General features: G+C 71.6%; 11 protein-coding genes and 1 tRNA gene. 5 read left to right on the top strand and 7 right to left on the bottom strand.

Features of this window, described 5'->3' with window-relative positions:
- Positions 1 to 189: 189 nt before the first annotated feature.
- Both D7231_RS30780 and D7231_RS30775 read right to left on the bottom strand, forming a co-directional pair.
- A tRNA-OTHER gene (locus D7231_RS30780) sits at positions 190 to 267 on the bottom strand.
- Between the two features lie 77 nt (positions 268 to 344).
- A complete protein-coding gene (locus D7231_RS30775) occupies positions 345 to 1,058 on the bottom strand; it encodes an MOSC domain-containing protein (RefSeq protein ID WP_120758902.1) in 714 nt (237 codons plus the stop codon).
- Positions 1,059 to 1,140: 82 nt separating this feature from the next.
- Here D7231_RS30775 and D7231_RS30770 point away from each other — a divergent pair, with 82 nt between their 5' ends.
- The gene (locus D7231_RS30770) at positions 1,141 to 1,824 is read left to right on the top strand and encodes a LysE family translocator (RefSeq protein WP_120758901.1); all 684 of its coding nucleotides are present in this window, start codon (positions 1,141 to 1,143) and stop codon (positions 1,822 to 1,824) included.
- A gap of 53 nt (positions 1,825 to 1,877) precedes the next feature.
- Here D7231_RS30770 and D7231_RS30765 read toward each other — a convergent pair whose 3' ends face one another.
- Positions 1,878 to 3,425 (bottom strand): alpha/beta hydrolase, encoded by a 1,548-nt coding sequence (locus D7231_RS30765; RefSeq protein WP_158673843.1) that lies wholly within the window; start codon positions 3,423 to 3,425, stop codon positions 1,878 to 1,880.
- A gap of 73 nt (positions 3,426 to 3,498) precedes the next feature.
- Between D7231_RS30765 and D7231_RS30760 the strand changes: the two genes are divergently transcribed.
- Positions 3,499 to 4,890, top strand: a complete 1,392-nt coding sequence (locus D7231_RS30760; protein WP_158673842.1) for an erythromycin esterase family protein — start codon at positions 3,499 to 3,501, stop codon at positions 4,888 to 4,890.
- A gap of 177 nt (positions 4,891 to 5,067) precedes the next feature.
- Positions 5,068 to 6,330, top strand: a complete 1,263-nt coding sequence (locus D7231_RS30755; RefSeq protein ID WP_242000006.1) for an aminotransferase-like domain-containing protein — start codon at positions 5,068 to 5,070, stop codon at positions 6,328 to 6,330.
- A 71-nt stretch (positions 6,331 to 6,401) separates the two neighbouring features.
- On the opposite strand, the gene D7231_RS30750 is transcribed toward D7231_RS30755, so the two are convergent.
- From D7231_RS30750 to D7231_RS30735, 4 genes are all read right to left on the bottom strand, one after another.
- Positions 6,402 to 6,878 carry a hypothetical protein gene (locus tag D7231_RS30750; protein WP_120758899.1) on the bottom strand — a complete coding sequence of 159 codons (477 nt, stop codon included), beginning with the start codon at positions 6,876 to 6,878 and terminating at the stop codon, positions 6,402 to 6,404.
- Positions 6,879 to 6,949: 71 nt separating this feature from the next.
- The gene (locus D7231_RS30745) at positions 6,950 to 8,518 is read right to left on the bottom strand and encodes an MFS transporter (RefSeq protein ID WP_158673841.1); all 1,569 of its coding nucleotides are present in this window, start codon (positions 8,516 to 8,518) and stop codon (positions 6,950 to 6,952) included.
- A 122-nt stretch (positions 8,519 to 8,640) separates the two neighbouring features.
- Positions 8,641 to 9,399, bottom strand: a complete 759-nt coding sequence (locus tag D7231_RS30740) for an SDR family NAD(P)-dependent oxidoreductase (protein ID WP_120758897.1) — start codon at positions 9,397 to 9,399, stop codon at positions 8,641 to 8,643.
- Between the two features lie 118 nt (positions 9,400 to 9,517).
- A complete protein-coding gene (locus D7231_RS30735; RefSeq protein WP_120758896.1) occupies positions 9,518 to 10,381 on the bottom strand; it encodes a helix-turn-helix transcriptional regulator in 864 nt (287 codons plus the stop codon).
- A 714-nt stretch (positions 10,382 to 11,095) separates the two neighbouring features.
- Here D7231_RS30735 and D7231_RS30730 point away from each other — a divergent pair.
- Complete coding sequence (locus D7231_RS30730; RefSeq protein ID WP_158673840.1) at positions 11,096 to 12,133, top strand: beta/alpha barrel domain-containing protein; 1,038 nt, start codon at positions 11,096 to 11,098, stop codon at positions 12,131 to 12,133.
- 4 nt (positions 12,134 to 12,137) lie between these two features.
- Entirely contained in the window at positions 12,138 to 13,010 is an 873-nt protein-coding gene (locus D7231_RS30725) for a fumarylacetoacetate hydrolase family protein (RefSeq protein WP_120758894.1), read from the top strand.
- Positions 13,011 to 13,036: the final 26 nt, after the last annotated feature.

The following is a 13,036-nucleotide window of genomic DNA, read 5'->3' as shown; positions in this document are numbered from 1 at the left end:
GTAACCGTCACCTGCGCACCGGACGCCCCGGTGCCGCGCCTCCCGAGTTCTGTACGGCCACGGCATGGATTCGAACACAACGAAGGAGCCGTGGCCCGCGCACCGGGAGGTGCGTGAATACTGCTGTCCAGAGATCGAGGCGGCGGAACCGACAAGGCGCTCTGTCCCCTGAGCTACGCCGGCGCGTTGTGCCGGCGGCGGGATTCGAACCCGCGGCCTCCCGATGAGAAGTCGAAGTAGGTCCCGCTTGCGCACCTGGACACCGGCCACTCTAGGAGCAGACGGATCCGGGCCGCCAAGGGTTTTTCGCGCCGGCCGGCCAGGCGGCGTCACGTCGGACGGCGTCACGTCAGACGGACGCCGTCTCCGGTTCTCACCGGGCCCGGTGTCACCACGGTGGCCAGGGCGTCCAGGCGGGTGTCGTGTGCTCGTGCGACGGCTCGCAGGATCAGGGGCGAGTGCGGGAGGTCCTGCTGGGCTTCGTTGACCGTGACGCAGCGTTCGCTGGAGCGGACGAACTCCACGCGCAGGGCATCGCCGATCCGTGCCGTGCGCCCGAACCACTCGTCCTCGGCGAACGGGCGGGTGCCCGGCGGGGTGCGGACCACGAGGTTCGGGCGGAAGCGCCGTTCGTCGACCGGGACGCCGGGGACGGCCGCGCGCACCCAGTCGAGGGTGGCGGTGGTGAGCACGCTGAGGGGGAGCTGGTCGAAGTGGGAGACGGCCTCCTCGCGGGCGAGGCCGACGTCGTCCCGGCCCAGGTGGCGGCGGAGGTACGCGGTCGGATCGGGGACGGCCGTGCCGTACGGGTCCAGGAGTTCGGGGCGGCCCGCCGGCCCGTCCGGGTAGCGGGAGCGCAGGTCCAGCAGGCCCGGCATGCGGCGGAAGCGGCGGGTGTTCTTCCCCGAGCCGAACCTGCCCTCGGCGTCCCGCACCGCGTACAGGCGGTCGCCTTCGAGACCGCGCGGGCCGACGTCCGCGCGCTCCAGCCGTTCCCCACCCGTCGATTTGATCGGATAGCGCCAAATGCACTCGATCGTTCCTATCAGCTCTGTCATTCGATCGACGATATCTTGGATTCCTGCCCGATTCCGGGCAGAAAATAGGGAGTTCACGGTTCCGGCAGTACAGTGACCGCCCATGATCACACTCTCCGCCCTGGGGTCCTTCGCCCTGATCGTGGGGCTCCTCACCCTCACGCCCGGCCTCGACACCGCCCTCATCCTGCGCACCGCCGCCTTCGGTCACCGCAGGCGCGCCTGGGGCGTGGTGCTCGGGATCCAGACCGGCACCCTCGTCTGGGGCGTGCTCAGCTCGCTGGGCATCACCGCCCTGCTGACCGCCTCCCACCTCGCCTACACGATCCTCCGCTGGGTGGGGGCCGCGTACCTGGTGTGGATGGGCGGCCGGATCCTGATACCGGCCCTGCGCCGGCGGGCCGGTGCGGAATCCGGCACCGCCGGTCCCACTCGCAACGCCGACGAAGCCGGTGACGCCGGTGACACGGATGCGCCCGACGCCACCGGCGGCTTCCGGGCCGGCTGGCGCCGGGGCACCGTGACCAACCTGCTCAACCCCAAGATGGGCGCCTTCTACGTGGCCGTCCTGCCGCAGTTCATCCCGGCCGGCGCCCCGCACGTGGCGACCGGCACCCTGCTGGCCGGCGTGCACATCGTGCTCGCCTCGCTCTGGGCGGCCGTCCTGATCGCCTTCGCGCGGGCGCTCCGCACCACCCTCCGGAAGCCCTCGGCGCGCCGCGTCCTCGACCGGATCACCGGCACCGTCATCGCCGCCTTCGGCGTGCGGCTCGCCCTCGGCGACTGAACGCGGTCCTGCCCGGCCGGGACGGCCCGCCCGGGCAGGTCCTGCCTACGGGCCTACGGGGCCGGGCAGGTGAGCCGCGCCGGCATCTCCGTGCTGATCAGGTACGCGGTCTCGCGCTCCCGCGCGCAGGCGGAGTTGAAGTAGGAGACGTGGCCGTTCACGTCCGTGACCAGCAGCCGGCTGCCGGCGATCTGCTGCTGGAGGCGGCGGCCGCCGGCCAGGGGCGTGGACGGGTCATGGGTGTTGGCGGCGATCAGGATCGGCGGCGCGCCGCGCACTGTCGTCGGCTGCCACGGGCTGGTCGGCTCGACGGGCCAGTCCGCGCAGCTGGCGGAGATGACCCAGCCCTCCACGGCCGCGCCCGTGCGCGGAGCGGTCTTGCGGGCCTGTGCGAGGCGGGCCGCCGCGTCGGCGTAGCCGGTGAACTGCGGCGGGAAGTCCAAGCAGGAGACGGCGGTGTAGGCGCTTTCCTGATCGCCGACGTAGCTTCCGCCCTCGACGAGGCCCGTGGCGTCGTTGCGCCGGTCCGCGGCGGCCAGCCGCTCGGCCAGCTTCGCCCACGCGTCGAAGCCCATGGCCTCCTCCAGCAGGCGGATGCGCACGAGCTGGTTGGGCAGTGCCATCCGGATCCAGTCGCCGTTGACGGCGGGCTTCCCCTTCGCGCCGGACGCGGGGATCGGGGTGCGGTCGGCGCGGGCCACGACGCGGTCGTAGACCTTCCCCGCGTCCTCGCCGTGCAGGGCGCACGCGGTGTCCCGGGCGCACCACACCGCGAAGCGGTCGAACTCGCCCTCCATGACGGAGGCTTCCTCCAGCATGAGGCGGGTGGCGCCCGAGGCGTGGTCGAGCGGGCCGTCGAGCACCATGGCCCGGATCCGGTGCGGGAACAGCTGGGCGTAGGTCGCGCCGAGGTAGGTGCCGTAGGACACGCCGAGGTAGGTGAGGCGCTGTTCGCCGAGCGCGGCGCGGAAGGCGTCCATGTCGCGGGCGACCGAGGCGGTGTCGACGTGGCGGACGAGGTCGCCGTGGCGGGCCAGGCACCGCTCGCCGCGGGACCGGCTGTTCCGCTTCATCTCCTCGTACTCGCCAGGGTTCTTGGGCAGGACGACCTGGCCGGGGTCGAGCACCGGCCCGCAGTCCAGCGCCCGGCTGCCGCCGGTGCCGCGCGGGTCGAGGCTGACGATGTCGAACCGGTCCCGCAACGGCCCCTTGAACAGCGTGTCGGCATACCCGTAGGCGAGCATGGAGGCGCCCTGCCCGCCGGGGCCGCCGGGGTTGAAGAACAGCGCGCCGATGCGGTGCGCCTGGTCGCGGGCCGGTACGCGGGCGACCTTGACGTCGGTCCGCTCTCCGGCCGGCTTCTTCCAGTCGAGCGGTACGCGCATCGTGCCGCACTGGACGGGGTATCCGTCGGGTGCTTCGGCGCACGGCTGCCACGTGACGGGGGACGCGGGCGCAGCGGAGGGAGCGGGCGCGACGGAGGGGGCGGGGGCCGCGTGGGCGGCGGGAGCAATTGCGGTCGCCGCCAGTAAGGTCAGGGCGCTCAGGGCCACGCGGTGGCGTACGGGGCGCGGGATGCGCCGGTGCCGGGTCTTGTTCATGAACATGGACCTACCCCAGCCCGGTTGCGATCAGCCCGCAAGTGGGATTCGCGGCACCCTGTATAACAGCTGCATGGCACACATATCACGACGGCGTTCCCTCGCACTCGCACCGGCCGTGACCGCGGCGCTCGCCCTGACGGCCCTTCTGGGCCCGGCCACAGGTGGCGCGTCGGCGGTCACGCCGGCGGCCGGGAACCGGCCCGCCCCGGCCGCCGACAACGACCGCGCTGTCGTGGCCGGTCTGGAGCGGTACGCCCATCCCCTGCGCAGCGCCGAGCCGGGCGGGTCCACCGCGGACCTGCGGGCGTTCGGGCAGCTGACCCGGGGCGCGGACATCGTCGGCCTCGGCGAGGCCTCGCACGGTTCGCGGGAAGTGTTCACCGTCAAGGAGCGGTTGTTCCGGCAGCTTGCCGAGCACGAGGGCTTCTCCGCGTACGCCATGGAGATCAGCTGGTCGGCGGCCACCCGCCTGAACACGTACCTGAGCACCGGCGAGGGCGACGTCCGGCAGATCATGCGGGACGAGTTCCAGGACGGGTACTCCCTCCTGAACACCGAGGAACTCGCCCACCTGTTCAGCTGGATGCGCGAGCACAACCGCGGCGGCGGGCACCAGGTCCGGGTCGTGGGCCTGGACTACTCCGACGCCGACCCCGAGCAGTACGAGCGCATCCTCACCTGGGCCGAGCACAACGAACCCGCCCTCGCCCCCGGTCTGCGCCGCCACTACGCCGCGCTGCGCGCCCTGCCCACCGGGGTCGCCGCGCGCATGGCGGCGTACAACGCCCTGCCGATCGCCGAGCGCAAGACGATGGCGAAGGACGCGGACGCCGCCTACCAGTTGCTCGCCGGGGCCGGGAAGCAGGACGCCTGGGTGCTCCAGGAGGCCCGGGTGATCGCGCACATGGCCGCGGAGTACACCGTCGACTGGAGCGACCCGGCGCAGGCGAAGGCGGCGAGCCGCCTGCGCGACCGGACCATGGCCGAGACGGCCGTGTGGTGGCAGCGGCAGACCGGCGAGCGGATCGCGGTCTCGGCCCACGACGGGCACGTCTGCTACGAGACCGTGATGCCCGAGGCCTACCCCGTCACGATGGGCGCGGACCTGCGCGAGCTCGCCGGCCGCAAGTACCTCGCCGTCGGCACCTCCCTCTACGGCGGCGACTACCGCGCCCGGACGGCGACGGGCGGGGAAGGGACGTACAGCGTCGGCCCGGCGGCGCCCGGCAGCAACGAGTACACCCTCGACAAGGTGCGCCACCGCGACTTCTACGTGGACCTGCGGGCCGCCGGCCGCGACCCGGTCGTCAACGGCTGGCTGACCACGGCGCGCCCCACGTTCGTCATCCCCGGCCGCTACCCCAACGACCCGGCTCCGTCGCTCGCGCTGGGCCGCGCCTTCGACGTCGTGGTGCACCTGCACCACGTGCGGGCGTCCGTGCCGGTGGCTCCGCCGAAGTAGCCGCCCGCACCCCGCACCCCCGGCCCTTCACCCGGACGGGTGAAGGGCCGGAAACGGCGGCCGTCGCGCTCACTACCCTCGGGGTCCGTTCCGAGGTCACGGTGAGGAGCACGGCCGATGCACACGCAGTCCGACGTCCCGTCAGGTCCGCCCGGGGGACGTCCGGGGAGACTCCCCGTGCCCGATCCGTGGCGCGGCCGTTTCGCCGCCCGCACGAGCGGGATGATCGCCTCCGAGGTGCGGGCCCTGTTCGCGGTCGCCGCCCGGCCCGAAGTGGTGTCGCTGGCGGGCGGGATGCCCAACGTCTCGGCGCTGCCGCTGGAGACCGTCAGCGCCGTGACAGCCGATCTCGTGCTGCGCGAGGGGGCGGTCGCGCTCCAGTACGGGTCCGCGCAGGGCGTCGCGTCGTTACGGGAGAGCATCTGCGACGTCATGGCCCTGGAGGGCATCGCCGCCCGCCCCGACGACGTCGTGGTCACCAGCGGCTCGCAGCAGGCCCTGGACCTGGTCGCCAGGATCTTCCTCGACCCGGGCGACACGGTGGTCACCGAAGCGCCCACCTACGTGACGGCCATCAACACCTTCGCCGCGTACCAGGCCCGGATCGCGCACGTGCCCATGGACGGCGAGGGCGTCATCCCCGAGGCGCTGTCCGCCGTCCTCGCCCGGCTGCGCGCCGAAGGCCGCGCCCCCAAGCTCTTCTACACGGTGCCCACGTTCCAGAACCCGGCCGGCGTGACGCTGTCGGCCGCGCGGCGGCCCCGTGTCCTCGACGTCTGCCGGCGCGCCGGAGTGCTGGTCCTGGAGGACAACCCGTACGGGCTGCTGCGCTACGACGGCGAGCCGGTGCGCGCGCTGCGCGCGGATGCGGCCCGCGGGCACGACGTGGTCTACCTGGGCTCGTTCTCCAAGACGTTCGCGCCGGGGCTGCGCGTCGGCTGGGCCCTCGCGCCCGCGGCCGTACGGGACAAGCTGGTGCTCGCGGCCGAGTCGGCGATCCTGTCCCAGTCGCCGTTCACCCAGCTCGCCGTCGACCGCTACCTGCGCACCCAGCCGTGGCAGGACCAGATCAAGGCCTTCCGGGAGATGTACCGCGAGCGGCGCGACGCGATGCTGGACGCCCTCGCCGCGTACATGCCCCTGGGCGTGACCTGGACGGCCCCGGCCGGCGGCTTCTTCGTGTGGGCCACCCTGCCGGAAGGCCTGGACGCCAAGGCCATGCTGCCGCGGGCCGTCGCCGCACGCGTCGCCTACGTACCCGGCACGGGCTTCTTCGCCGACGGCGGCGGGCGCGCCCACATGCGCCTGTCGTTCTGCTACCCGCCGCCGGAGCGCATCCGCGAGGGCGTCCGGCGCCTCGGCGACGTCATCGCGGAGGAGACCCGGCTGCGCGACGTCTGCGGCGCCGCGGCCGGCGCCGGCCGGTCAGCGGGACCGTGACCGGCCCCGCACAGGACCTGCGGCGTCAGCCCGGCGGGCGGCATCGTCTCCCCCGAGGCGGCGCCGCGCCGTCAGGCCACGGACGCGGCCCGGCGCCGTACCAGGAAGTCCTGCACGGCGAGCGTCACCGCCAGGTACAGGTAGACCGTCGAGGCCCCGAGCAGGCCGGTCCGCGTGGTGTGGTCGATCCACTTGTCGAGGCCGATGTGCACCGCGATGGACACGAGCCACAGGGCAGTGGTGGCCGGCACCCCCTTGCGCAGCAGCTGTCCCTCGGGCGCCCGCCACACCTTGACCGTGCGGGCCCGCACCACGCCGAACCCGGCCGCGACGAGGAAGCAGGTGGCCACGAGCGCGATGGTGGCGGCGCCCAGCGCGTGCTCCTTCACCACGGAGGCCACCCCGAAGGCGAACGCGAGCACCCCCATCGCACCGAGGAACCCGAGCAGCACCACACCGCCCTTGCCGTGCACGGGCCGGGTGCGCAGTTGCCTGCGTATCACCAGAGCGACGATCACGATCCCGATGACGGTGCTGGCGTTGTTCACGGCCGGATCCCCCCTTGTCGCACCGTCTCGTGACGGCTGACGCGCTGTGCGTGCGTAGGCGTATCAGACCATCACGGCGTACGTGCGTCCGAATCGGTGCCTCCCGAACTGCCCCGCCCGCGCGGGAGCATGGCGGCGATCGCCACGGACAGGGCCGCGCAGACCGCCGCGCTCGCCCACAGGACCGCCTGCCAGGCACCGGTGAGTCCGTGGGAGACGAGGCCGGCGAACTCCTCCCGGGCCCCGGCCGGCAGTGCGGAGAGCGGGCCGGCGAGGTCTCCCGCGGTCACGCTGCCGGCCAGGTCGCCGGCCGTCCCGCCGTAGCCGGGGAACCGCTCCGGGACGCCGCTCAGCCGGTCGCGCGTCATGCCGGCCAGTGCCGCGCCGGCCGCGGCGATGACGACGGCCTCGCTGCCCAGCCGCAGCGTGTTGAGGAAGCCCGCCGCCGTTCCGGTGGCCCCGGGCGCGACGACGGTCAGGACCGCGCCGTCCACCAGGCCGAAGTTGAGCCCGAGCCCGGCCCCGAGCACGAGCAGCGGGCCGGCGAGCTCCGCCGGGCCCGCGTCCGGCCGCAGGACGGCGGCGAGCCACGCGACGCCCGCGGTCAGGCACACCAGGCTGAGCCCGAGCACGGTCCGCATGGGCATCCCCCACCGGATCAGCCGGCCGGCCAGCAGCGGGGTGACCAGGATCGGCAGCGTCATCAGCAGCATCGTGGCGCCCGCCGCCCGGCTGGAGGAGCGGTGCGCGACCACGAGGTACTCCGGCAGCAGCGGGAGCAGGACCACGAACGAGAACGAAACCACCACGGGTATCAGGCACAGCGCCATGAACCCCTTGTTGCGCAGCAGCCCCAGGTCCAGCATCGGGTGCCGGACGCGCCGCTCCACCAGGACGAACAGCCCCATCAGCAGCCCCGATCCGGCGAGCAGCCCCAGTACCCCGGCACTGCCCCAGCCCCACCGCGGCCCCTCGACCGTGCCGAGCATGAGCAGGAAGAGGGCGGCGATGAACAGCACGGTCCCCATCCGGTCCACCCGCGCCGCCGACGCGCCGCGCGACTCGGGCAGGAACGGCACGGCGCACAGGACCAGCAACATCAGCGCCGCGTGCAGCCCGAAGAACGACCGCCACCCCAGGGCGTCCGCCAGCGCACCCGCCGCCATGGCCCCCAGGGCGAGCCCGCCGCCCGTCACGATGCCCACGGCGGCGAACACCCGCGTACGCGCGGCGCCGTCGAAGGCCGCGGCCAGCAGGGAACTGCCGCCGGTCAGCAGAGCGGCCGCACCGGCGCCGGCCGCGCCGCGCGCCACGTCCAGCAGCACGATGCCGTCCGCCAGGGCGCTCGCCAGCGACGCCGCCGCGAACAGCACCCCGCCCGCGGCGAACACGCGGCGCCGGCCGAAGCGGTCGGCCAGCGAGCCGCAGGCGAGGAGGAGGCTCGCGAAGGCCAGGTTGTAGCCGTGCATCACCCACTGCAACGCGTCCGGCGGCGCGCCCGTGTCCCGTCCGATGTGCGGGAGCGCCACGCCCGACCCGGTCACCGAGGTCGGGAGGACCAGCATCGCCAGGAGAACGGCGAACAGGGCGACGGCGGGCCGGGATTGCCGTCCGGGCCCGCTCGCGCGGGGGTGCGCCACCGAGGGACGCACCGTTGCACGTTCCGTCGTCTGTTCCGTCGTCTGTTCCGTCGTATGTCGCGTTGTACGCCCTGTCATACGCACCGTCGCACGCCCTGTCGTACGCGCCCTCGTACGCCCCGTCATGCCGCGGGGACGCAGCCGACGAGACCGCCGTCGACGACGAGGTCCTGGCCGGTGATGTACGAGGCGTCGTCGGACGCCAGGAAGGCCACGGCCGCCGCGACGTCGTCGGGATGGCCGAGACTGCCGAGGGGCACCTCGGCGGCGTTGCGGGCCTCGGCGTCCGGACCGGGGTTGGCATCCCGGTACATCTCCGTGTCGATGTAGCCGGGGCTCACGGAGTTGACCCTGATCCCGCGGGGGGCGAGGCCCGCGCCCAGGGTGCGGGCGAGGTTGTGCACGGCGGCCTTGGTGGCGGAGTAGACGGAGGCGACGGCCAGTCCCCGGTACAGGGTCCAGGACGCGTTGATGACGACCGCGCCGCCGTCCCGCAGCAGCGGCAGCGCCGTGTGGATCGTGTGGAAGACGCCCTTGAAGTTGACGTCGATCGTGCGGTCGACGTCCTCCTCGGTCAGTTCGGCACTCGGCTTGAAGATCCCGGTGCCCGCGTTGGCGAAGACCACGTCGAGTCCGCCGCGCCAGGTCTCGGTCTCCCGCATCAGGTACTGGAGGTCCGCCCGGGAGGCCACGTCCGCCCGCACCGCGAGGACACGCCCGGGGGCGGCGCCGAGCCGGGCCACGGCGGCGTCCAGGCGTGCCCGGTCGCGCCCGGTGATGACGACGTAGGCGCCCTCGTCGAGGAGCCTGCGCGCGGTGGCGAACCCCATGCCGCTGGTGCCGCCGGTGATCAGGACCGTCTTGTTCGTGAATCGCTTCATGCCGACGATCCTCGGCGCGGGCGTCCGGGCCTGGCAGTGCCGGTCGAACCTGGGTCTGCCACCACCACCCTCGGACGGCGCGGCCCTCGGACGGTGCAGCCCTCAGCCGGCGCGACCCTCAGCCGGCGACCGGCTCCGGTACGCCGAGCAGCGCGGCCAGCCGCTCCTCGGTGGCGGCACCCGGTGCCGGGGTGTACAGCAGCAGCCGGTGACCGGGCAGGTCGGCGAGCGGCAGCGTGGTGTACTCGAAGACCAGCTCGCCCGCCTCCGGGTGGTCGAGGGTCTTGAGGCCGTGGGACGTGCCGCTGCCGACGGGGTGTTCGGCCCAGATCCCGGCGAAGGCGGGGCTCGCCGCGCACAGGTCGGAGGCGATCCGGCTGAACTCCGGGTCGTCCGGGTAACGGGCCGCGTCGGCGCGGAACCGGCCGGCGATCTCCCGCGCCGCGTCCTCCCAGTGGCACAGCGACGCGCGGTGGCGGGCGTTGGTGAAGAAGCTCACCAGACAGCTGTGGTCCGTCTCGCCGTACCCGAACACCAGCCGGGCGGCCCGGTTGACGGCGGCGAACGTCCAGTGCCGGTCGATGACGTAGGCGGGGCGCGGCAGCCAGCCGTCGATCACGCGCTGAAGCCCGGACGGGACCTCCCGGTCCACGGAGGGCGCCTGCGGCGGGTTGAGCCCGGCCAGCACATACAGGTGCTCGCGCTCGGCGGCGCCGAGCCGCAGCACTCGCGCGACGGCGTCCAGGACGTCCCCCGACACGTTGATCTCACGGCCTTGTTCGAGCCACGTGTACCAGGAGACGCCGACCCCGGCGAGCACCGCCACCTCCTCCCGGCGCAGCCCCGGCGTACGCCGCCCGCCGCTGCCCGCGGCCATGCCCACGTCCTCCGGCGACAGCCGGGCCCGTCGCGAGCGCAGGAACGCGCGGATCTCCGCGCTGCGTCGCTGCCGTGCGTCTGCGGGAAGGCGGGAGATGTCCATCGCGCCATGCTAGGCAACGGCTCTGCCTACGGCGCTGCCGGCATCAGGGCACCGTCGGACGCTGCCGGGACACTGCCGGACGCTGCCACTGCAAACGTCGCACCGCCGGTTCACAAAATCCCGCCATATGACGGCCAGTCAGCCCACTGCGCTCACATCACGGCGGCCGAAACCCCCGCCACCGGGATGCCCTTGACGAAATCGGATGGCGGCGGACAGACAGCACATCGAGGGCTGACCGGCAGCGCCTCATCGGATCGCAAAGCGCGTAAAGAGCGTTTCAAAAAATCCGACGGTAGTTGCGGGGTACACAGGTATGTTGCTTGAGTGATCACCGAGGCCGCTTCCGCATGGGGGCGAGCCCATACGGTCAGTGCACTTGGACAGCCGTGACAGTCAGGGGGAAGACTGCCGTGAGCATGCCTGAAGATCCATGTCTGCGAACGTCGAAGCGGCCCATGCGCCCACCTTCTCACCCGACTTCGCCATCGGCATAAACATCACCGCGCAACGTTTTCGCGTTGCCGCCCGTTGATTCGCCCTTTTGAGAACCGTCCTGTATCAGCACGGTCATATCGGGCTGCCCTTCTGCCGAGCATCTTCATAGCCGCCGAGGCCGATTTCAGTGATCCGCCATAACGGCCTCTCCCATGTTCCGTGCCCATGCGGCGCGCGCTATCGCGCTGCCCATGGGTAACCAACAAGCAGAGAGTCATGCCAATGAACCAGAGGCGCACACCGCTCCCGCAGCCGAACCAGCACACCATCATGGACTGCACCGTACGTGACGGTGCTTACTCCGTAAATTTCCAGTTCGATATGAAGACGATCGAAACCCTGCTCACCGAGATCAGTTCGGCGGGTGTGGAATGGATTGAAGTCGGTCATGGCCTGGGCATCCGGGGCAACACGATCGCCGAATCAAACATCACCGATCTGGAGTGGTGCGGGATCGCGTCGCGACTCCTGCCCGAAGACCGCAACTGGGGCATGTTCGCGGTGGCGGACTACACCTACCCCGCGGATCTGGAGCCGCTGGCCGACGCCGGCATGAAGTACACCCGCATCGGCTCCGACATGACGTCGTACGAGAATGTGTACGACCACGTCGCCCGCGCCAAGGAGCTCGGCCTGACGGTCTTCGTCAACTTGATGAAGTCCCATGTCTACGACACCGAAAAGGCCGTGGAGATCGCCACCCGGATCGAGAACTCCTGCGACCTCGACGGCCTGTATTTCGTCGACTCGGTGGGGCAGTTCCTGCCCGAGCGCACGGCACAGCTCTTCGGCGAGGCATCGCGTCAGCTGAAGACGCCGCTGGGCTTCCACGGGCACAACAACCTGGGGCTGGCCAACGCCAACTCCCTGGCCGCCATGAACAACGGCGCCTCGATCGTGGACTGCACGCTGGCGGGGCTCGGCCGGGATGCCGGCAACGCCGTGCTGGAGCACATGGCCGGGGTGCTGGAGGTACAGGAAGGCAAGCGCATCTACAACACGGACGCGCTCGCCCGCACCAGCGAGCACTGCGTCTCCCGGCTGGAGACGATCAAGTCCGACCGCGAGCTCCAGGTTCTCGGCGCGCTGTACGGGCTGCACTCCAAGAACTTCCCCGCCATCACCGCCGCGGCCGAAAAGTACTCGCTCAGCCCCACGCAGCTGATGGAAGCGGTGAAGCCGACGGCCTATCAGCGGGACCTGTCGGGCACCGACATCGAAGCCATCGCGAAGTCCCTTTTCGAGACGGAGTAGCACAGTGAACGTGAAGGTTTACCCGCACGTAGTCGATCAGCAGCAGGACGTCGTCCTCGAGGATCACGACGGCTACAAGGCTTCCGTCCGCCGGCTGGCGAGCACGCTGAACGAGCCGTTGCCGATCGATCTCGCTCAGCTCATCTCGCTGGAGAAGATGCCCCTCCTGGTCGACGCGTTCCGCGAGCACCGCGCCGCGGGTCACGACGGCATCGACATCGGACGCGTCTCTCTCGGGGACTCCCTGATGCTCTCCTCCATCCCTCAGATCTGGGGCGCGGGGCTCAACTTCCTGGCTCACGCGAAGGACCTGGAAGCCACCCAGGACGATTTCCCGGGCTCGTACAACCGCCCTTACACCTGTGTGATCGCCAACGGCGACGCCATCAGGATTCCGCGGCAGTCCTCCCGTGTCACCGCCGAGGCGGAGCTGGGCGTCGTGCTGGGGAAGACGTGCAAGAACGTCTCCGCCGAGGACGCGTTCGACTACGTGCTCGGGTTCACCACCAGCCTCGACATGACGGATGAGGGCGCCCTCCGGCAGAACCTCCGGTACATCGCGTGGAGCAAGGGCTTCGACACCTTCGCGAGCATCGGCCCGTCCTTGATCCTGCGGGACCAGGAGCAGTTCGAGGACCTCAAGGACATCCGCATCACCACATACCGGAACGACGAGATCGTCGCGAGCAACACCGTCAGCAACATGAAGTACAGCATCGGCCGGCTGATCGAGTACTTCTCGGCCGGCCGCACGCTCCCGGCCGGAACCGTGATTTCGACCGGAACTCCCGGAGCCGCGGTGGTCTCCCCGGGCGACACCATTCGCGCGGAGGTCTCCGGCCTGGACGTACTGGAACACCCCGTCGAAGCAGCGTAATCGCAGAGTATCGATTAAGGATTGAG

Source organism: Streptomyces klenkii, assembly GCF_003626645.1.
Taxonomy (GTDB): domain Bacteria; phylum Actinomycetota; class Actinomycetes; order Streptomycetales; family Streptomycetaceae; genus Streptomyces; species Streptomyces klenkii.
This window is presented reverse-complemented; position numbering and strand designations above follow the sequence as displayed.